A 21,134-nucleotide genomic window follows, 5' to 3' on the forward strand; every position below is an offset into this window, starting at 1 on the left:
TTGAAGCTTACAACTTGAAGCTCCCCGGAGGAGCCTATGAGCTATGTGATCGACCGACGTCTCAACGGCAAGAACAAGAGCACGGTAAACCGGCAGCGGTTTCTGCGGCGTTACCGTGACCACATCAAGAAGGCAGTGGAGGAAGCCGTCAGCCGGCGCTCCATCACTGACATGGAACACGGCGAACAGATCAGCATTCCCGGACGCGATATCGACGAGCCGGTCCTGCACCACGGTCGCGGCGGCAAGCAGACCGTTGTTCATCCTGGCAACAAGGAGTTCACCACCGGCGAGCATATCGCCCGCCCTCAAGGAGGTGGCGGCGGTAAAGGGCCTGGCAAGGCAGGCAACTCCGGCGAAGGCATGGATGAGTTTTCGTTTCAGATCACTCAGGAAGAGTTTCTCGAATTCATGTTCGAAGACCTGGAGCTGCCGAACCTGGTCAAACGCAACCTGACCGGCACCGACACCTTCAAGACCGTGCGCGCGGGCATCAGCAACGAAGGCAACCCTTCGCGCATCAACATTATCCGCACCCTGCGCTCGGCGCACGCTCGCCGCATAGCGCTGTCCGGCAGCAGCCGCGCAAAACTGAAAGAGGCCACTGCCGAGCTTGAGCGCATGAAGCGCGAAGAACCTGACAACTTCGGCGACATTCAGGAACTGGAAGTAGAAATTGATCGATTGAAAGCACGTATTCGCCGCGTGCCATATCTCGACACGTTCGACCTCAAGTACAACCTGCTGGTCAAGCAACCCAACCCCAGCTCCAAGGCGGTGATGTTCTGCCTGATGGACGTCTCCGGCTCCATGACCCAGGCAACCAAGGACATCGCCAAACGCTTTTTCATCCTGCTGTACCTGTTTCTCAAGCGTAATTACGACAAGATCGATGTTGTCTTCATCCGCCATCACACCAGCGCTCGCGAAGTGGACGAGGAAGAGTTTTTCTATTCGCGGGAGACCGGCGGCACTATCGTTTCCAGCGCATTGAAACTGATGCAGGAAATCATGGCCGAGCGCTATCCAAGCAGCGACTGGAACATTTACGCGGCACAGGCCTCGGACGGGGATAACTGGAACGACGATTCGCCCATCTGCCGGGAAATCCTGACCAAACAGATCATGCCTTTCGTGCAGTACTACACTTACGTGGAAATCACGCCGCGTGAGCATCAGGCCTTGTGGTACGAATACGAACGTATCGGTGAGGATTATGCCGACACGTTCGCCCAGCAGCAGCTGGTCTCTGCCGGTGATATCTATCCGGTATTCCGCGAACTCTTCCAGCGAAGGTTAGTGTCATGACTGCCAGAGAGCAGAAGCGCCAACCCCTTTCCACAGGGTCAGAGTGGACATTCGAACTGATCCGGGCCTACGACCGTGAAATCGGCAGAATTGCCGAACGGTACGCGCTGGACACTTATCCCAACCAGATCGAAGTCATCACTGCGGAGCAGATGATGGATGCCTACGCGTCAGTGGGCATGCCTCTGGGCTATCATCATTGGTCCTACGGCAAACACTTCCTGAGCACCGAAAAATCCTACTCACGCGGCCAGATGGGGCTGGCCTACGAGATTGTGATCAACTCGGACCCGTGCATTGCCTATCTGATGGAAGAAAACACCATCTGCATGCAGGCACTGGTCGTCGCTCACGCATGCTATGGCCACAACAGCTTCTTCAAGGGCAACTACCTGTTCCGCACCTGGACCGATGCCAGCTCGATCATTGATTATCTGGTCTTTGCCAAGCAATACATCATGCAGTGCGAGGAACGCCACGGCATCGATGCCGTGGAGGACTTGCTCGACTCCTGCCATGCGTTGATGAATTACGGTGTAGACCGCTACAAGCGCCCTTACCCGATTTCCGCCGAAGAGGAACGGCGCCGTCAGAAGGATCGGGAAGAGCATCTTCAGCGGCAGATCAACGATCTTTGGCGCACCATTCCGAAAAACGCCGAAAAAGGCAACAAGGAGGACAACGCGCGCTTCCCTGCCGAGCCGCAGGAAAACATTCTCTACTTCATCGAGAAACATGCACCGCTGCTGGAGCCCTGGCAGCGAGAAGTGGTGCGCATCGTACGCAAGATTGCGCAGTATTTTTACCCACAACGCCAGACCCAGGTAATGAACGAAGGCTGGGCGACGTTCTGGCATTACACGCTGATGAATGATCTGTATGACGAAGGCCTGGTCACCGACGGCTTCATGATGGAGTTCCTGCAGTCGCACACCAGCGTGATTTTCCAGCCCGGTTTCGACAGTCCCTACTACAGCGGCATCAATCCCTACGCGCTGGGTTTTGCCATGTATCAGGACATCCGGCGGATGTGCGAAAACCCTACCGATGAGGACCGGCAATGGTTTCCGGAAATTGCCGGCAGCGACTGGCTGACGGCGATCAAGTTCGCGATGACCAGCTTCAAGGACGAGAGCTTCATCCTCCAGTACCTGTCGCCCAAGGTGATTCGCGACCTCAAGCTGTTCAGCATCATGGACGACGACCAGCAAGAAGACTTGATGGTGCCGGCTATCCACGATGAAAACGGTTATCGGACCATCCGCGAAATCCTCGCTGCGCAGTACAACCTGGGCAACCGGGAACCCAACGTGCAGATCTACAGCATCGACCGCCGTGGTGATCGCTCGCTGACCCTGCGCCACCAGCAGCACAATCGCAAACCGCTGGGCGACTCGACAGACGAGGTGCTCAAACACCTGCACAGGCTGTGGGGTTTCGACATCCACCTGGAAACCCTTCAGGGCGATCAGGTAGTCAAGACGCATCATGTACCTCCAAAAGGCGAGCATGCCGACAGTGAATATCCCCGGCTTGATATGGCGGTCGTCCATTTGTAAGCGCTAGGGAAAAGGCTGTCCAAACGCTTGTCCATGCAGCTTTAGCCTCCGCAAGTACGGCACAAGGTTTATCCTGTCGCGCTTACGGAGGTTTTTTATGCAGATTTATAAAGTTGGCGGCGCTGTACGCGACCGTCTGCTGGGGCAACCTGTCACTGATATCGATTGGGTCGTGGTCGGCGCAAGCACCGAGGAGATGCTGGTCAAAGGCTATCGCCCGGTCGGCACAGACTTCCCGGTCTTCCTGCATCCGCTGACCAATGAGGAATACGCGCTGGCGCGCACCGAGCGCAAAAGCGGCGTGGGTTACGGGGGCTTCGTGTTCCACGCAAGCCCCGAGGTGACGCTTGAGCAGGACTTGATTCGGCGTGACCTGACGATCAATGCAATGGCTGAAGACAAGCACGGTAATCTGACCGACCCCTATGACGGCCAGAAGGACCTTGAAGCGCGAGTATTGCGCCACGTTTCCCCCGCATTCGCCGAAGATCCACTCAGGGTTTTGCGTGTGGCACGCTTCGCAGCGCGTTATGCGGCATACGGTTTCACCATCGCCCCCGAAACGATGAAACTGATGCGACAGCTCAGTGAATCCGGCGAGCTCAAGGCCCTGACCGCCGAGCGCAGCTGGAAGGAAATCTCGCGTGCCCTCATGGAAGAACAACCTCAGGTGTTCATCCAGGTACTTCACGACTGCGGCGCGCTCAATGAACTGATGCCCGAGGTCGAAGCATTGTTTGGCGTGCCGCAGCCCGCTGCACATCACCCGGAGATCGACACCGGCGTGCATGTCCTCAGCGTGCTTGAGCAATCGGCCATTCACAAACAGCCGCTGACCGTGCGCTGGGCCTGTCTGCTGCACGATCTGGGCAAGGGGCTGACGCCGGAAGCCGAATGGCCCAGGCATATTGCCCATGAGCATACCGGCCTGCGCCTGATAAAGGCGGTCAACGAGCGTTTTCGTGTACCACGGGAGTGCCAGGAACTGGCGCTGTTGGTCGGCCAGTACCACACCCACGGCCACCGGGCACTGGAGCTGAAACCCTCGACCTTGCTGGAGTTGCTGCAAAGCTTCGACGTCTACCGCCGCCCGCAGCGCTTTGAAGAGTTCATTGTGGCGTGCGAGATGGACGCCCGAGGACGTCATGGCTTCGAGCAGCGCAGTTATCCACAGGCTGATTACCTGCGCGGCGCGGCCGAGGCCGCACGATCCGTTTCAGTACAGCCGCTGCTGGAAAAGGGCCTGCAAGGCAAAGAGCTGGGTGATGCGCTGAAGAACGAGCGCTTGAGGGCGCTGAAAACCTACAAGACCGAGCACGTCGCCTGACAGGCTCTCGTGCGCGGTTACTATCGCTACCACGCTCCAGCGTGGTAGCGCAGCCTTGGACGCCTGCGTCCGATTTTCAGCCTTTGACGTGCACAACAGGCGTCTGCACTGAAGCTACCCCAAACAACCTCAGCTACGCAGCAAATCCTCAGGCGTCAGCGCCTGCCCGCGCCATTCAAACGCCACCGGCCAAAGCTGCTGATCAATCTGCGCGTCCGCCCAGAGCTGGCTGAATGGCACGCCCACGCCCGGATGCAGACGTTCGGGGGCAATCAACGCCAATGGGCGCAGCACGAAAGCATTCTTCAGAATTTCCGCCCTTGGCAGGATCAGCCCGTCGAAATTGCCGACCTGATCGCCATACAACAAGACATCGATATCCAACGGCAGCCCTTTGCGGTCAGGAGCATAGCGGCCGTTGTCTGCCTCGATGAATTTCAGGCGACGATCGAGCTCCATCAACGGCAGGTCGGTCAGCGCCGAAACAACAAGATTGAAAAACGGCCCGCTTTTGATACCCACCGCATGGCTTTCAAAAACCGGCGAGCAGTTCAGGTCAGTCAGAAAGCCATCCAGCGCATCGAGCCCGGCATGCAGGTGCCGCTCGCGCTCGATATTGCTCCCCAGGCCGAGGAAAATCCGCGTCAACGACATCCGCGCTCGATCTCCACGCCGACACCGGCAGCGGCCGCTACAGCGCCCGGCTTGGTCAGCTTCAGGTGCAGCCAGGGGATATTGAATTCGCTTATGAGCACTTCAGCCAGTCGTTCGGCAAAAGTCTCGACCAACTGAAACTGTGCTTGCTCGGCGAAAGCCTGAATACGCGTCGAAACACTGGCGTAGTCGAGCGCCTTGCTCAGATCGTCGCCCGCAGCCGCAGGGCGATTGTCCCAGGCGAAACTAAGGTCCAGACGCAGGCACTGGCGAATGCCACGCTCCCAGTCATAGGCGCCGATGACCGTATCAACCTCAAGGCCCTCGATGAAAACTCTGTCCAAGCACTACTCTCCACTGCACGACAAGGGCGCGATGCGCCGTTAGAATCAGGGCATCCTCGCCCGGAATGGTTAGCATGTTTTGGTTACTGGCCACCTTCGCCTACCTGCTCGGCTCGCTGTCCTTCGCCATCCTGCTCAGCCGCCTGAGCGGCAGACCGGACCCGCGCGCCAGTGGCTCCGGCAATGCCGGCGCTACCAACATGCTGCGTCTGGCCGGTAAAAAAATGGCCGTCCTGACCCTGCTCGGCGACCTTTGCAAAGGCCTGATTCCGGTTCTGCTCGCCGGCAGCTGGGGCCTCGATCCATCGCAACAAGGCTGGATCGGTGTCTGCGCTGTGCTGGGCCATCTATTTCCGCTGTACTTCCGGTTCCGTGGCGGCAAAGGCGTGGCGACAGCCGCCGGTGTACTGCTGGGCCTTTACCCGCCCGCAGCCGCACTGGCGATAGCGGCCTGGCTGCTGACGCTCTACCTGACGCGCACCAGCTCGCTCGCTGCGCTGATCGCCACACCCCTGACCCTGCCATTGCTGGCGTGGCAGGAACCCCATGCGCTGCTACCGATGAGCGTGTTGACGCTGCTTATCGTCTGGCGCCATCGCGGCAATCTACGCGACCTGCTCGCCGGGCGCGAACGACATTTCTGAGGGGCGGGATGAAACCTTCTCACCCTCGCCTGTCGTTACAGCCCAGGTAACTGCTCCATAGGCCAGCGCGCCTGCACGCTGATGCTCAAGTCTTCCTTCTGCCCTGCCTGCAAACGCTGACAACCGGCAAAGGCGATCATTGCGCCGTTATCGGTACAGAACTCGGGTCGGGCGTAGTAAACATGCCCGCGCAGATCGCCGAGCATGCTTTCCAGCGAAGCCCGCAGGGCCTTGTTGGCGCTGACGCCGCCAGCGATGACCAGGCTCTTGAGCCCGGTCTGCTTGAGCGCACGCTTGCACTTGATCGTCAAAGTCTCCACTACCGCCTGCTGGAAGGCCAGAGCGATGTCGCAGCGGGTTTGCTCGCTGTCGTCTCCAGCGCTCTGACAGTGCTGCCAGGTATTAAGCGCAGAGGTTTTCAGGCCGCTGAAACTGAATTCCAGCCCGGGCCGATCGGTCATCGGTCGGGGAAAGGCAAAACGCCCCGGCACGCCCTGCATGGCCGCCCGTGAAATCTCCGGCCCGCCCGGATACTGCATGCCCATCATCTTCGCTGTCTTGTCGAACGCCTCGCCTGCCGCATCGTCCAGGGTCTCGCCCAGCAGCTCGTACTGGCCGATACCATCGACGCGTACCAGCTGCGTATGACCACCGGACACCAACAAGGCGACAAACGGAAACTGTGGCGGATTGTCTTCCAGCATCGGTGCCAGCAGGTGGCCTTCCATGTGATGCACGCCCAGCGCCGGGATATCCCAGGCGAACGCCAGCGCCCGGGCGCACGAAGCACCGACCAGCAATGCGCCCACCAGGCCAGGCCCGGCAGTGTAGGCAATAGCGTCGATGTCAGTGGCCACACAGTCCGCCTGCGCCAGTGTCTGGCGAATCAGCGGCAGCATGCGCTTGACGTGATCACGCGAAGCCAGCTCCGGCACCACGCCGCCATAGGCCCGGTGCAGATCGATCTGGCTGAATAATGCGTCCGCGAGCAAACCGCGTTCGCTGTCGTACAACGCGACACCGGTCTCGTCGCAGGAGGTTTCTAATCCCAGTACTAGCATGGGTTGCGCCTTGTAGGGGGCAGATTTGAAGGCGCGCATAATAGTCGTCGACCGAGGTGCCGACCAGCGGTTTTCGATCAGAGGCTTTGCATTCCTCTCAATGAGGGGTTAACATCCGCAACCCTTAAAAACCGACGTACTTTTGTGCAGTGTTTGCACTAAGCGTTGACCCCGGTAATGAATGAAGGTAGCTCTGGATGCCAGCCGTCAAAGTTAAAGAGAACGAACCCTTCGACGTAGCTCTGCGTCGTTTCAAGCGCTCCTGCGAAAAAGCCGGTGTTCTGGCTGAAGTTCGTAGCCGCGAATTTTACGAGAAGCCGACTTCGGAGCGTAAGCGCAAGGCAGCAGCTGCTGTCAAACGCCACGCCAAGAAAGTCCAGCGCGAACAGCGCCGCGCCGTTCGTCTGTATTAATTTACAGACCTTCGTCGCAAGCTTCTGCCTTGCCCGGCCAACCAGCCGGGCTGTCGGCAGTTAAAGCTTCGCTGTTTTGCGTCAGCTAGATTGATTGACCCTGTTCAGGCCGCAGATGCGACTTCGACACTCATTCAAGCACGTCCAGCCTGTTCACAGGCTACATTGGCCATGCCCATCCGGGCAGCAGATCGGCCGATGACAAGACGAGTATGCCTTGATGACTTCGCAAGAAGCTCAGCCAAGGCAGCGTCTTCCGTGTCCCCAGGCTTATGTACTCCGGTTTTGTCACACTCAGGTGGGCACTGGCGCATGAAGCTCTTCCAACCTGCCAGCAGGCTCGATTTCATTTCCTTCCAGGCCACCACCCCCCATCGGATGCAAAGACGTGCTCGTTTGTTGCCGATGCGTTGAAAAAGACGGCTGACAGGCCGGCGCAACGCTCGTAGAGTCACCCGATACTTCGCACCACGCTTGAATGATGAGAACGCCATGGCCGGGCTGATTCCCCAGAGCTTTATCGACGACCTTCTGAACCGCACCGACATTGTCGATGTAGTCAGTTCGCGCGTGCAGCTCAAGAAAGCCGGGAAGAACTACACCGCGTGCTGCCCTTTCCACAAAGAGAAAACACCCTCTTTCAGCGTCAGCCCGGACAAACAGTTCTATTACTGCTTCGGTTGCGGCGCAGGCGGTAACGCGCTCGGCTTCATCATGGACCACGACAATCTGGACTTTCCCCAGGCTGTCGAGGACCTCGCCAAGGCGGCAGGCATGGAAGTGCCTCGCGAACAAAGCGTAAAAGGCCAGAAGCCCCGTCAGCCAACCGATTCCCCGCTCTACCCGCTACTGACTGCAGCCGCCGAGTTCTATCGCCAGGCCCTGAAAAGCCATCCGTCGCGCAAGGCTGCCGTGGACTACCTCAAGGGTCGCGGGCTCTCTGGCGAAATCGCAAGGGACTTCGGCCTGGGCTTTGCTCCGCCAGGCTGGGACAACCTGTACAAGCACCTGAGCAGCGACTCGCTGCAACAAAAGGTCATGATCGATGCCGGCCTGCTGATCGAGAACGCTGAAACCGGCAAACGCTACGACCGCTTCCGTGATCGAGTGATGTTTCCGATCCGCGACTCGCGAGGGCGCGTCATTGCCTTTGGTGGCCGGGTACTGGGCGATGACAAGCCCAAGTACCTGAACTCTCCGGAAACACCGGTTTTCCACAAGGGTCAGGAGCTGTACGGGCTGTTCGAGGCGCGCAAATTCAATCGCAATCTCGATGAAATCATCGTGGTTGAAGGCTACATGGACGTCATCGCCCTGGCCCAGCAAGGTTTGCGCAACGCTGTGGCCACGCTGGGCACAGCGACTAGCGAAGAGCATTTGAAACGCCTGTTCAGGGTCGTGCCCAACGTGCTGTTCTGCTTTGATGGCGATCAGGCCGGGCGCAACGCTGCCTGGCGCGCACTGGAAGCCACCCTGTCGAACCTGCAGGACGGGCGAAGGGCGCGCTTTCTGTTTCTTCCCGAGGGCGAAGACCCGGATACACTGGTGCGCTCCGAAGGCACCGACGCGTTCAAGGCACGCATCAATCAGCATGCTCAGCCACTGGCCGATTACTTTTTCGAGCAATTGACCAAAGAGTCCGATCCGCGCTCGCTGGAAGGCAAGGCGCACATGGCCACACTTGCGGCGCCCCTGATCGACAAAGTGCCTGGCGCGAACCTTCGCATTCTGATGCGTCAGCGCCTGGCTGAAATCACCGGGCTCACCGGCGAAGCCGTCAGCCAGCTGGTGCAGAGCGCACCGGCAGATGCGCCGCCGAGCTACGACCCCTACGTCGATTATGACGCCATGCCTGACTTTGCCGATTACCAGCCACAGGGCGGTTATGAGCCCCAGCAGGAATGGACGGCAAAGAAAACCGGCGGTCAGAATCAAAAAAAATGGGACAACAAATCCTGGGGCAAAAAAGGCAAGCGTCAGGACTTCGAACCCCGAACGCCGCGCGTGCCGACCGCTGTCGAGCCGCCCATGCAGGCCGCTTTGAGAACCCTGCTGCATCACCCCGAACTGGCCGAAAAGGTCGAAAATGCCAGCCATTTCGCTGCAGAAGACCAATCCAACGCACAATTGCTGGTCGCGCTTATCGAAGCCAGGCAAAAGAATCCCGGCTTGCGGTCGTTACAGTTGATAGCGCGGTGGCATGGCACTGAACAGGGTCGTTTGCTGCGCGCACTGGCAGAAAAGGAATGGCTGATTGAGGCCGACAACCTTGAACAACAGTTTTTCGACACTATAACTAGCTTATCCGCTCGCCAACGCGAGCGCAGTCTGGAACATCTGATCAGCAAGGCTCGTCAAACCGAGTTGAGCGCAGAAGAGAAAATTCAGCTTAGGGAACTGCTAAATCGCAATGTTCCCGCACAAACCCCGACCTCAACTGGCGCGTGAGGTCATAGCTCGGGTATAATCCTCGGCTTGTTTTTTGCCCGCCAAGACCTTCAGTGGATAGGGTGTTATGTCCGGAAAAGCGCAACAGCAATCTCGTATCAAAGAGTTGATCACCCTGGGTCGTGAGCAGAAGTATCTGACTTACGCAGAGGTCAACGACCACTTGCCCGAGGATATTTCAGATCCCGAGCAGGTGGAAGACATCATCCGCATGATCAACGACATGGGGATCCCGGTACACGAGAGTGCTCCGGATGCGGACGCCTTGATGCTGGCCGACGCCGATACCGACGAGGCAGCCGCAGAAGAAGCGGCTGCAGCGTTGGCAGCGGTCGAGACCGATATCGGGCGTACCACCGATCCCGTTCGTATGTACATGCGTGAAATGGGCACCGTTGAACTTCTGACCCGTGAAGGCGAAATCGAAATCGCCAAACGTATCGAAGAAGGCATCCGTGAAGTGATGGGCGCAATTGCGCACTTCCCAGGCACGGTTGACCATATTCTTTCCGAATACACACGTGTCACCAGTGAAGGCGGTCGCCTGTCCGATGTTCTGAGCGGCTATATCGACCCGGACGACGGCATCGCGCCGCCTGCCGAAGTGCCTCCGCCTGTAGACCCCAAAGCCGTCAAGGCCGAAGGTGCCGATGACGACGAAGAAGAATCGGCAGACGGAAGCGACGACGAAGACGAAGTCGAAAGCGGTCCCGATCCGGTCATCGCCCAGCAGCGCTTCGGTGCGGTTTCCGATCAAATGGAAATCACCCGCAAGGCGCTGAAGAAATTCGGTCGCGACGACAAGCACGCCATTGCCGAAATGGTTGCACTTGCTGAACTCTTCATGCCGATCAAACTGGTTCCAAAGCAGTTTGAAGGTCTGGTAGAGCGTGTCCGCGGTGCGCTGGAGCGTCTGCGTGCTCAGGAACGCGCCATCATGCAGCTGTGTGTACGTGATGCACGTATGCCGCGCGCCGACTTCCTTCGCCAGTTCCCAGGCAACGAAGTCGACGAAAGCTGGACTGACGCACTGGCCAAGGGCAAGAGCAAATATGCTGAAGCCATCGGTCGTCTGCAGCCTGACATCCAGCGTTGCCAGCAAAAGCTGTCTGCACTGGAAGAAGAGACCGGCCTGAAAATAGCCGAGATCAAGGACATCAACCGTCGCATGTCGATCGGTGAGGCCAAGGCCCGCCGCGCGAAGAAAGAGATGGTTGAAGCCAACCTGCGTCTGGTGATCTCCATCGCCAAGAAGTACACCAACCGCGGTCTGCAATTCCTCGATCTGATCCAGGAAGGCAACATCGGCTTGATGAAGGCTGTGGACAAGTTCGAATACCGTCGTGGCTACAAGTTCTCGACCTATGCCACCTGGTGGATCCGTCAGGCGATCACTCGCTCGATTGCCGACCAGGCCCGCACCATCCGTATTCCGGTGCACATGATCGAGACGATCAACAAGCTCAACCGTATTTCCCGGCAAATGCTGCAGGAAATGGGTCGCGAACCGACCCCGGAAGAGCTGGGCGAACGCATGGAAATGCCGGAGGATAAAATCCGCAAGGTATTGAAGATCGCAAAAGAGCCGATCTCCATGGAAACCCCGATCGGCGACGACGAAGATTCGCATCTGGGTGACTTCATCGAAGACTCGACCATGCAGTCACCAATCGATGTCGCCACTGTTGAAAGCCTGAAAGAAGCGACACGCGAAGTGCTGTCGGGCCTTACCGCCCGTGAAGCCAAGGTTCTGCGCATGCGTTTCGGCATCGACATGAATACCGATCACACGCTTGAAGAGGTCGGTAAACAGTTTGATGTAACCCGCGAGCGGATTCGTCAAATAGAAGCCAAGGCACTGCGCAAACTGCGTCACCCGACAAGAAGCGAGCACCTGCGCTCGTTCCTCGACGAGTAATCGCATCAGCGAGTCAACAAAAACCCCGGCCTGCCGGGGTTTTTGCGTTTCTGACCAAGAGAAATTCAGATTTGCAGGCTCAGTCGTCAATTGGCCCAATCAAACAGTTGTCAGACGTCGGTCTAATTGCAGGCTCGGACGAATTGACCTACAACTAAGTACCACATCGGACACAAGCGCTTTTCGGGTCAAGCCTTGGATCAATGATCGTTACGAGGCCGCGCCACAATATCATCAGCGATAGCCAGACACGGACGTACGCCGCATATGCGTGGAGCAATGATCGACACCAATGATCGGGAAGCGTCATGCCTGTCCGAGGGCAAATTCGCCTCGGTCTTTGCCCAGTGCCCGGATGCCATGATTATCGCCAGCCTTGCCGACGGGCACATTATGGATGCCAACGAGGCGTTCGTTGAGCGGACCGGGCTCGCACTTGATGACGTTATCGGGAAGACGCCCACCGAGCTGAACCTGTGGGCGGTGCCGGGCATAGGCCCGAAAGTCCTGCAGCAATTGCAGACCGGCAATATCCACAATCTGGAAATTCCTTTTCGGCGCAAGAACGGAGAAACCTTTTCCGGACTTATGTCCGCCCAGCCTTTCGAGCAAAGCCCTACGCCAGCCGTTCTGGTGATCGTGCGTGACATCACCCAGCTCAAACAGGCCCAGAAGCAACTGCAGCTTTCCGAAGAGAAATTCGCCAAAGCGTTTCATGCCTCGCCTGACGGCCTGGCGATCACCCGTCAACAGGACGGCATGCTTCTGGAGGTCAATGAAGGGTTCTGCCGCATCACGGGCTATAGCGAACAGCACTGCCTGGAGCACTCGACATTCGACCTGGGCATCTGGGTAGATCTAAGCGAGCGCTCCAGGCTTATTGAGCAACTGAAGCGGCACGGCTCCGTCCGCGACTTCAAGGCCAGGCTTCGTAACGCCGACGGCAGTATCAGGCTGTGCGAACTGTCGTCCCATCCGCTCGTCATCACTGGCGACGACTGCCTGCTGACGATTGCACGGGATATAACCGAAAGCAGGCAAATGCAGGAAAAACTGCACTTGGCCGCAACGGTTTTCGAGAGCACCGCCGAGGGCGTGCTCATCACCGACACTAACCAGCGCATCAATGCCGTCAACCGAGCCTTCACTGAGATCACCGGCTACAGCGAGGCCGAGGCCATTGGCCAGACGCCCCGCCTGCTTGCCTCGGGCCAGCACGACAGCGCGTTCTATGCCTCGATGTGGCATCAGCTTGCAGCAGAAGGTCACTGGCAGGGCGAGATCAGCAATCGGCGCAAGGACGGCGAACTTTACCCAAGCTGGCTGACGATCAATGCAGTGCGTAACAAAGCCAACCGCACCACCCACTTCGTCGCCGTCTTCGCCGACATTTCCAGCCTTAAACACGCTCAGGCGCGCCTCGACTATCAAGCCCACCACGACCCGCTCACCGGCCTGCCCAACCGAACCCTGTTCGAGAGTCGCCTTCAATCGGCATTACTGCACAGTGAAGAATCCGGCAGCCTCGGCGCGGTGCTGTTTCTCGATCTGGATCGCTTCAAGCACATCAACGACAGCCTGGGCCATCCGGTCGGCGATCTGCTGCTCAAGGGCATTGCACACCGGCTCAAGGAGACCCTGCGTGATGTCGACACCGTCGCACGCCTTGGCGGCGACGAGTTCATCGTTCTGCTGCCCGGCCTGCTGCAACCCAGCGACGCGCAGAGCATCGCCAACAAACTGCTGGCCTGCTTCAACACCCCTTTCGAGGCTGGCGAACATGAGCTGTACATCAGCCCGAGCATCGGTAGCTGCGTGTTCCCTACCGACGGGAACGACGTGGCCACGCTGGTAAAAAATGCCGATGCCGCGATGTACCGCTCCAAGGCCAAGGGCCGTAACCGGGTAGAAAGCTATACCCACGATTTGACCACCCAGGCCAGCGAACGCATTGCCCTCGAACAGGAATTGAGAAGAGCGCTTGACCACAATCAGCTTGCCTTGGCGTACCAGCCCAAAATCAGCCTCCTGACCCACACACTGGTGGGCGCAGAAGCGCTGATCCGCTGGAGCCACCCGACCTTTGGCGAAGTGCCGCCCGAACACTTCATCCCGCTGGCGGAAGAAAACGGCATGATCCTGCAGATCGGCGACTGGGTACTGGAGCAAGCCTGCCGCCAGATGGGCGAGTGGCGCAAAACCCGCCAGCCGTTCGGCCCACTGTCAGTGAACCTGGCAGGCGCCCAGTTGCGCCAGACGAATCTGGTCGAACGCATCGAGCAACTGCTGGCTGACAACGGCCTGGAGCCAAGCTGCCTGCAACTGGAAATCACTGAACACTTCATCATGAGCCAGACCCAGGAAGCGCTGGCCGTGCTGCACAAACTCAAGACACTGGGCGTACAACTGGCCATCGACGACTTCGGCACCGGCTATTCGTCACTGAGCTACCTCAAACGCCTGCCGCTGGACATCCTCAAGATCGATCAGTCCTTCATTCGCGGCTTACCCGAAGACACCCACGACGCCGCCATCGTCCGCGCCATCATCGCGCTGGGACGCAGCATGCAACTGACCGTGATCGCCGAAGGCGTCGAGAACAGCGAACAGCAACAATTCCTGACCAGCGAGGGCTGCGAACAGATACAGGGCTACATCATCAGCCTGCCCCTTCAACCCGAAGAATTCAGCGAAAGATTTCTTCTTATGAATCTTTCGGACGTTTCGGATAGCACAGCCGCGAAACCGCCGTTATAATCCGCGACCTACTGAGGGCCCATAGCTCAGTTGGTTAGAGCAGAGGACTCATAATCCTTTGGTCCACGGTTCGAGTCCGTGTGGGCCCACCATACTCAAAGCCGCGCATTGCGCGGCTTTCGCGTTTCTGGGTGGTTCTCCACCAATACAGTCCTATGGTCCAAAGGTACAAAATCGGTACAGTACTGGTGCGCCAGTACACCTTTGGAGTCCTTTCAGATGGCAACATTTCATTCGCAAACCTAGTCCTGGTGATGGGCGCAACCGAAGACTGTCGCTAGACGAAGAACGTGATTTGCTTGCAGCAGTTAATCGCCACAGTAATCCGATGCTCGCGTGGATTGTCTGCATTGCTCTGGAAACCGGCATGCGCTCGTCTGAGATTACGTCGCTACGTCGGCCTCAAGTGGATCTGGCGAAACGCGTGGTCCGACTCTCAGACACCAAGAACGACTCGTCGCGTACCGTGCCGCTCAGCAGACGAGCTACAGAGGCCTTTCGGGCAGCGATGGACAATCCGGTGCGTCCCATTGACTGCAACCTCGTTTTCTTCGGTGAACCAGGTAAGGACGGAAAACGCCGGCCGTACACGTTCACCAAAATTTGGGGGCAGCTGAAAAAAAGCCTCAACATTCCCGATTTCCGATTTCATGACTTGCGCCATGAAGCCGTCAGTCGGCTGGTAGAAGGAGGTTTGTCAGATCAAGAAGTGTCCGCAATTAGCGGTCATAAATCTATGCAGATGCTCAAAAGATATACCCACCTAAGGTCGGTCAAACCCCACCTAGCAAAAAATGAGATCTGGTTTAGTTAGAGAGGTATCTCTGGCGAGCAGCTCCACGGCAGCAGGGCTTCGTAATCTTCTACCGATGCAGCATGTGGCAAACGCTCGAGTACGTGGCGCAGCCACGTATAAGGCTGTTGGCCGTTGAGTTTGGCGGTCTCGACCAGGCTGTAGATCTGGGCGCTGGCTATGCCGCCTTTGGCGTGTCGCTGAACAGCCACGCTTTTCTTCCTATGGCAAACGTTCTGATTGCTCGTTCGGCAGCGTTATTGTCGATGGGTAAAAACCAGCTTCGATATAACGCTCTAGCCGGGTCCAATTGTTGGCCAGATAATTCACCGCTTTACCCAAGGCACTTTGTGCCGTGACCTCCGGCTGCGTTTTATCCATCCATGCTTTCAGCTTCGCCAGCTCAGGCAAGCTTTTTTCCTGAAGGCCGATGTAGCGCTGCTCATCGCAGACACCGTTGGGTTCACGCTCGGCCACCTTCTCCTTTTGGATAATACAGCTCATCACCGGGGGCGAAGGCGTTCTAATTTCTCGTAGTGACAAAGCCTTAGAGGGCGACGCAATGCTCGCCCAGCTGATTGTTGATACGAAATCGGCCAGAAGCGATCCTTCAGATCTGCCTATGATTTTGAGCGAGACACACCTAAATCGGCCCATTATATTAGATCGTCTAAGCGGTCTATGTTTCACGCTTCAAACTGAGTTTAGCCAGATTGGTCTGCCGTTTGATCTGAGTTACTAGATTCACATCCTCCATTTCCAGAAATGCAGGATTATTCATCAGCTCCGGCAACTGACCATAATGCAACGAAATATAATCCACGGTTTCCTGCTCGACCTTCTCTAGAATTTTCGAGGAGAGCTTTCCTGCCACGCCATACTCACAACGGCCTGAAATGTCGGCGATGGCTAGGTTGATCAGGCGCCACAAGGCCGGATGCAATTTTATGGCATCTGTCCCACGATCCTGGCCGAGAGTCAAACACGAAAGATCATTTAGGCCGAACACCAGATTGCTGGCGCCGCTGCTGATGAGCTGTTCGACCTCAAGTAAGGCGGAAGGCACTTCCAGCATCGCCCCATATCTATTAGGCCACTGCATTTTTCTGAGCAGCGACGCGAAATAGTCGAACTCTGCATGATCCTGGATGAACGGGAAAATGATATGCAGGTTATCAAACCGTTCGCCTAGCGCCCCGAGTATCTCCAGTTCAAGCCGGAATGCTTCCTGATCCACTCTGGCACGCCGTAGCCCCCTAATGCCGAGCATCGGATTCTGCTCCACGCTATAGATCTTATCGTTGGTTAGCGTAGCAGCCTCATCGGCCCACAGGTCCGCGAAGCGATACCAGACGGGCTTACCTGCAAACCTTTCGCATACCGCAGCGACGTACTGCGTGAGCGCCTCCTGCACGTAAAGTTGTTGAAGGCTGGCACCGTGTCTACGAAGAACGAACTCGCTGCGAAGAAGCCCTACTCCCGTAAAAAGGGCTGCCACCGATGGTTTTGGCAGCTCACCACTTAATGACAATCTGAAATTCATTTAACCCTCGTCGAATATCCGTCGCAGTACAAAAAGCAGAAATGATCAGCGGCCATAAATCCGAACCGCGCATAGAATTCAATGATGAATTCTTTCTCCAGCATTATGAAACCAGTGCGGCTTTTCGAGACTTCCGGTAAACCAAGCAGTTGACTGAGCAACCGCTTGCCAAATCCTCGACCACGATGAGCAGCAACCACAAACATACCAAACAACAGAAAATCCCAGGTCCCCACAACGTTTCGGAAAAAAACCACCGTCGCCCCACCCGCAATTTTTCCTTCCGAATCGCGTAATATTAATGTCTTTCCCTCGTGACAATCTCTCAACACCCACAAGGGGACTGGCGTAAGATCGCATTGTTGCTGTAGGCACTGGTAAATTTTCAGTGATGCCAATGTACTAGAGCTGTTCGCCACTTCACAGTAGCAACCGTTAGCCCACTCTGCTGCAGGATTCAAGGCTAGTGAAGACTCAACAGACAAAGACGCCCCCGAGATCGAAACCACTTTTTTAAAACCGCCGCTGAGCAGAAAATCCGAAGTGGAGTTAGCAATCCTTAAAGGCACCTTAACCAACAATCTGGCACCATCCCGGTGCCACAGCTCACGCTTTCGCTTGAGTACTGCCAGTGAATCGAAATACAACGTACGCCCTTGGGAACAGAGGCCGCGTTGGGAACGTGTCTGGTGACGGATGCGATACAGCCATTCTGTCCATCCTGCGTAGTGGCACCTGCCTAGATGAAGGACCGGACCGGTGTTACGAATAATCACCGGGCTGTATCCGTGTGATAGGCCGCGACAATATGCAGCGACTGTTCCTCCCAGTGGTCGAGGACGATGCCCGCCGAGCTAAAGGTATTGCATAATTCCTCTGATACATCGACCTTGAACATGACCGGATCACACGCCGCAATCATCGTATTAGTCATGCATACCAATCGATACCGGTAAAGCGATTGCTTGATTGATACATTATCCATCAAACCCTGCTTGCAGCATTCATGTAGTGCAACGAAGTCTTTTTTGAATGACTCCAGAGCTGACCAAAAGAAAGAAACTTGCTCATGGGCCGCTTGCCGAGAGACATTCTTTGATAATCGCCGCAAGCGATCAATCAGATTAAGCAGTTGGTCCTTTTTTGTAAAAATGGGGCTTCCGTATAGACACGCGCATCCTCTGGCCAGAATATTCGGCATCCCGCTGAAGATCGATGAAGCAACATCCTCTCTGGCGTGCAGCGCTAACAAACGTAGCACATCGCGCTCCAAAGCTAAGCCTTCCAGTTGGTTGATCCGTATTAGAAGCTCCGGGCCAAACAAAAGTGTCAGCTCATGGTCGACGCCCTCTTCGTCGTCAGGACTATGCACCAACGACAAACTGCGCTCACACCATGCAGTAATTGCCCTAAGCTTTCCGACTTTCGGCTCAGCCATGCGGCTGCTGCCTTTAAGGGCCGCAACGAAGGGCTGAAGCCCCTGTGGGTGGGCTTTTCGGGATCGAACTGCCAACACGACCGAACCACCAGCTGTAAATGACCGTGGAGAGAGCCAGTTTGATAATGTACGGCTTTCTTTCCGATCGTGCGTAATTCTGTCCTGATAGAGCAAAAGCACCTCCGGCATCGAAAACCGATGAGGGATAGCGGCGACGATATAGATATCCGCATTGTTCAAGGCGTCAAGTAGAGGCTTGAGCAACCCTTGTGCCATGGCATCAGGTGTTACCGTGATTAAGCCTAGTTCAGTATTAGGCATAGTAAAAATCCCTCTTACTATAAATTTCGGCGGATGTGCTGGGAAATAGATCGGCACAACTCAAACGCCTCTTGCGGATCGATGTCATCGACGATCGAGTATAAAAACCTACGCGCCTGAGTCAACGCATCGTGGGTCATGTTCAAGCCATATTTTTTTGCAAAGCCATATATCGGAATATCCGCAGCACGGTCTGCTAGACGCACCGCGTCTAGGGTTTCCTGAAAAGATTTTCGCCATATTTTAAAATCTCTATCTGAGTTGAATCCCATATCGGTCAGAGTAGCTAGCAAGGTATGGAACTGCTTCTCGTCATCCAGAGGGACCTCTACTGAGAAAAAGTCCTGCAAGGCCTTAAAGTGAGAAATACTTGAAAAATGGTCTGCAATGATAATATCCAATGCGTATTCAACAGCACTATGGTGGAAATCAAGCAGCTTCTTCTTATTCCAGCCCTCAGGGAGAGCCGCACTATCTAAAAGTAGATTAGAGGATTTAAGTTCAGCATAAAACCCTAAATAATTTCGTGCCGAAAGCCCCATCTTGCTATAGGCCCAACCACATTTTCTTTTTTCCAGGCTAGACCAATCATACCCGTAATGAATAATCCAGTCAGCAATCAAATGGGTTTTTATTTGCCGAAACAGCGGATCCGCTTTCAGTGCACTCATACCCTCAGAGCTTGGATTTAAAATAAGTTGATAGGCCCAGTCATGGCAGTGAAAAATGTTCGGAATGAGCATCGTCAAAAATTTTTGAGTATAAATATCCGTCGATGAAAACTCTCCACTGAGTTCTGCAACATAACAATGTCCTAGCGTATCCATGGGCGTTCCTATATACGATTGGCCAATGTACGAGAGTGGACAAACTCGATGCACTCACCCAGCATAGATGTCATATCTTGATCAGATATCTGCTCCAATCCACGATCGATACAATCTCCAAGAAGCATTAATGAATGAGGGCAATGAGTCAGTCCAAACTTCTTCAGGCCTGCGAATAATACCCAATCAGCGGTACAGTCAGCGCGGTCAACTCGCTCCTTAAAGCTTTTTAGGTCACTGCAAAATATATCGCTGGTCATATCAAATTCGTCAGCAATAAACCCTAGATGTTGAGACAGTTGTTCTGTATCTATCGCATTGACCCCTTCCTTAGTCAAGTGAAAATAATGTTCCACCGATTGCGTCCGGGAAATCCAAGTATCAATCGAATACTCGACCATCGTATGGGAAAAGCCCCGATAGGAGTCCCTCTCGAGAGCCGGATTCCGCAACCCATTACTTTCGGCACTCGAGAAGAAATCGTCATACATCTTGGCAAAGATGCCCATTTTTCTGTAAGCCCAGCCTTTTCGGGTCCGCTCTTGTCTTGGGCCATAATGAACCCACCAATCGGCTAATAGATGCGAGACTACAAGTTCTTGGCTTTCAGATCTTCGACGTGGAATAAAACATTGTTGATAACCGACGTCATGGCCACGCGCGTAATCCGGAAACGTAATATAGCCAACAGCATCGCCGTATATTTTTCGACTTTCCCAGAGCCCGCAGGCATCTGAAATAAAGCAATGTCCGGTTATGTACATAGTCTACTCCTGAACGAGCTCAAGGCTGCCAAATTCAGAGCCGATAGCCAAGCCCTTGTCTGCACGCCATTGTGGATTATAAATAGTACTTAAATAAGAGCGACCACCATCTGGGAGCAATACGAGAATACGGCTTTTAGTCCCTTTATTATTGGCGAGGTATTTTCTGGCAGCGGCCAGAATCGTCCCGGACGAGCCGCCTACAAATAGCCCTTCTTTCTGAAAGAAATCGACGGCTGACTCTACGGACTCAGCATCTGAAACCAGTATTGTTTCATCGATCAGGGATAAGTCCGCTATATCGGGTCGGAAATCCCCACCGACTCCCTCGATCCAGTAGGGTGCTGCGTCCACCTGCTCTTGCTGGAAGTGATTGACATGCGTGCTGCCTAGCGGGTCGGCAAGCACCACCCGCAGTCCCCTATTGCGCTCTTTTAGGTACGTAGCAACCCCGGTCAATGTACCTCCGGTTCCCAATCCACAAATCAGCACGTCGAGTTGGTCGCCGAAAGCATCCCAGATTTCGGGCCCCGTCGAACGATAGTGTGCTTCGACATTCGCCTGATTGCTGAACTGATCGCAAAACCATCCGTTAGATAGACTTTGAGCAATTTGTTTGGCGACATTCATAAAGTGGTGGGGAGAGGAAGGGGCTACCGCATACGGACAGATCACAACCTTCGCGCCGTAAGTGCGTAACAAATTGATCTTCTCGGCACTCATCTTGCTGCTCATGACGGCAATCAACGGATGGTTGTAGTGTGAGGCCGCCATTGCGAGGCCCATTGCGGTATTACCAGCAGTCGCCTCGACAATGACACCTCCTTTCGGCAAGGCACCGCTAGCACGTGCACACTCAACCATGTGAAACCCGATGCGGTCCTTGATTGATCCGCCAGGGTTGAGGAACTCACATTTGGCGTACAAGTTGGAATCCTTCGAACCGCTAAATTTTTTAAGCTTAAGAATTGGCGTGCGCCCCACCATACTCTTCAGATCCGAAAAGATATCCATG

Annotated in this window: 18 protein-coding genes, 1 tRNA gene and 1 pseudogene; 10 read left to right on the forward strand and 10 right to left on the reverse strand. The window is 55.6% G+C overall.

The genetic code is table 11. The annotated features are described in order from the left end of the window. Positions 1–36: 36 nt before the first annotated feature. The 3 genes from MME58_RS23660 to MME58_RS23670 all read left to right on the forward strand — a co-directional run bounded on the left by MME58_RS23660 (position 37) and on the right by MME58_RS23670 (position 4,194). Positions 37–1,308, forward strand: a complete 1,272-nt coding sequence (locus MME58_RS23660; RefSeq protein ID WP_054987037.1) for a YeaH/YhbH family protein — start codon at positions 37–39, stop codon at positions 1,306–1,308. Then, positions 1,305–2,867, forward strand: a complete 1,563-nt coding sequence (locus MME58_RS23665) for a SpoVR family protein (RefSeq protein WP_055009707.1) — start codon at positions 1,305–1,307, stop codon at positions 2,865–2,867. Before MME58_RS23660 ends, MME58_RS23665 begins: the two co-directional genes overlap by 4 nt. 97 nt (positions 2,868–2,964) lie before the next feature. Next, positions 2,965–4,194 carry a multifunctional CCA addition/repair protein gene (locus MME58_RS23670; protein ID WP_055006117.1) on the forward strand — a complete coding sequence of 410 codons (1,230 nt, stop codon included), beginning with the start codon at positions 2,965–2,967 and terminating at the stop codon, positions 4,192–4,194. 129 nt (positions 4,195–4,323) lie between these two features. Here MME58_RS23670 and folK read toward each other — a convergent pair whose 3' ends face one another. Further along, a complete protein-coding gene (folK, locus tag MME58_RS23675) occupies positions 4,324–4,848 on the reverse strand; it encodes a 2-amino-4-hydroxy-6-hydroxymethyldihydropteridine diphosphokinase (protein WP_054987034.1) in 525 nt (174 codons plus the stop codon). Then, positions 4,839–5,192, reverse strand: a complete 354-nt coding sequence (folB, locus tag MME58_RS23680) for a dihydroneopterin aldolase (protein ID WP_055006118.1) — start codon at positions 5,190–5,192, stop codon at positions 4,839–4,841. Before folB ends, folK begins: the two co-directional genes overlap by 10 nt. A 74-nt stretch (positions 5,193–5,266) precedes the next feature. On the opposite strand from folB, the gene plsY reads away from it, so the two are divergent. After that, complete coding sequence (gene plsY, locus MME58_RS23685) at positions 5,267–5,836, forward strand: glycerol-3-phosphate 1-O-acyltransferase PlsY (RefSeq protein ID WP_054987033.1); 570 nt, start codon at positions 5,267–5,269, stop codon at positions 5,834–5,836. 35 nt (positions 5,837–5,871) lie between these two features. Here plsY and tsaD read toward each other — a convergent pair whose 3' ends face one another. Further along, positions 5,872–6,897, reverse strand: a complete 1,026-nt coding sequence (tsaD, locus tag MME58_RS23690) for a tRNA (adenosine(37)-N6)-threonylcarbamoyltransferase complex transferase subunit TsaD (protein WP_055006119.1) — start codon at positions 6,895–6,897, stop codon at positions 5,872–5,874. A 197-nt stretch (positions 6,898–7,094) separates the two neighbouring features. On the opposite strand from tsaD, the gene rpsU reads away from it, so the two are divergent. The 6 genes from rpsU to MME58_RS23720 all read left to right on the forward strand — a co-directional run bounded on the left by rpsU (position 7,095) and on the right by MME58_RS23720 (position 15,247). Continuing rightward, a complete protein-coding gene (gene rpsU, locus MME58_RS23695) occupies positions 7,095–7,310 on the forward strand; it encodes a 30S ribosomal protein S21 (protein WP_002551877.1) in 216 nt (71 codons plus the stop codon). Between the two features lie 492 nt (positions 7,311–7,802). Then, on the forward strand, positions 7,803–9,758 hold the full coding sequence (gene dnaG / locus MME58_RS23700; protein WP_055006120.1) for a DNA primase: 1,956 nt from the start codon (positions 7,803–7,805) through the stop codon (positions 9,756–9,758). 67 nt (positions 9,759–9,825) lie between these two features. Continuing rightward, positions 9,826–11,676, forward strand: coding sequence for an RNA polymerase sigma factor RpoD (gene rpoD / locus MME58_RS23705; RefSeq protein ID WP_054987030.1), 1,851 nt, complete (start codon positions 9,826–9,828; stop codon positions 11,674–11,676). A gap of 279 nt (positions 11,677–11,955) precedes the next feature. After that, complete coding sequence (locus tag MME58_RS23710; protein WP_054987029.1) at positions 11,956–14,433, forward strand: bifunctional diguanylate cyclase/phosphodiesterase; 2,478 nt, start codon at positions 11,956–11,958, stop codon at positions 14,431–14,433. Positions 14,434–14,448: 15 nt separating this feature from the next. Next, positions 14,449–14,525: transfer RNA gene (locus MME58_RS23715), tRNA-Ile, on the forward strand. Further along, positions 14,492–15,247 carry a site-specific integrase gene (locus MME58_RS23720; RefSeq protein WP_325049323.1) on the forward strand — a complete coding sequence of 252 codons (756 nt, stop codon included), beginning with the start codon at positions 14,492–14,494 and terminating at the stop codon, positions 15,245–15,247. Before MME58_RS23715 ends, MME58_RS23720 begins: the two co-directional genes overlap by 34 nt. On the opposite strand, the pseudogene MME58_RS23725 reads toward MME58_RS23720, so the two are convergent. From MME58_RS23725 to MME58_RS23755, 7 genes and pseudogenes are all read right to left on the reverse strand, one after another. After that, positions 15,244–15,676: pseudogene (locus MME58_RS23725) on the reverse strand (IS66 family transposase); the annotation flags it as partial. The gene MME58_RS23720 and the pseudogene MME58_RS23725 sit on opposite strands and share 4 nt — an antisense overlap. Positions 15,677–15,905: 229 nt before the next feature. Beyond that, a complete protein-coding gene (locus MME58_RS23730; RefSeq protein ID WP_055006122.1) occupies positions 15,906–16,769 on the reverse strand; it encodes a putative PEP-binding protein in 864 nt (287 codons plus the stop codon). Further along, positions 16,766–17,545: a GNAT family N-acetyltransferase gene (locus tag MME58_RS23735; protein ID WP_158506060.1), complete on the reverse strand. Its 780-nt coding sequence runs from the start codon at positions 17,543–17,545 to the stop codon at positions 16,766–16,768. Before MME58_RS23735 ends, MME58_RS23730 begins: the two co-directional genes overlap by 4 nt. After that, positions 17,542–18,528 (reverse strand): hypothetical protein, encoded by a 987-nt coding sequence (locus tag MME58_RS23740; protein WP_055006124.1) that lies wholly within the window; start codon positions 18,526–18,528, stop codon positions 17,542–17,544. Before MME58_RS23740 ends, MME58_RS23735 begins: the two co-directional genes overlap by 4 nt. A 17-nt stretch (positions 18,529–18,545) precedes the next feature. Then, on the reverse strand, positions 18,546–19,355 hold the full coding sequence (locus MME58_RS23745) for a hypothetical protein (protein ID WP_055006125.1): 810 nt from the start codon (positions 19,353–19,355) through the stop codon (positions 18,546–18,548). A gap of 8 nt (positions 19,356–19,363) precedes the next feature. Further along, entirely contained in the window at positions 19,364–20,119 is a 756-nt protein-coding gene (locus tag MME58_RS23750) for a hypothetical protein (RefSeq protein ID WP_146052097.1), read from the reverse strand. Between the two features lie 3 nt (positions 20,120–20,122). Continuing rightward, complete coding sequence (locus tag MME58_RS23755) at positions 20,123–21,133, reverse strand: PLP-dependent cysteine synthase family protein (RefSeq protein ID WP_055006127.1); 1,011 nt, start codon at positions 21,131–21,133, stop codon at positions 20,123–20,125. Between the last annotated feature and the right edge of the window lies 1 nt (position 21,134).

Origin of the sequence: Pseudomonas syringae pv. tagetis, assembly GCF_022557255.1 — a bacterium.
Classification (GTDB): Bacteria; Pseudomonadota; Gammaproteobacteria; order Pseudomonadales; family Pseudomonadaceae; genus Aquipseudomonas; species Aquipseudomonas caricapapayae.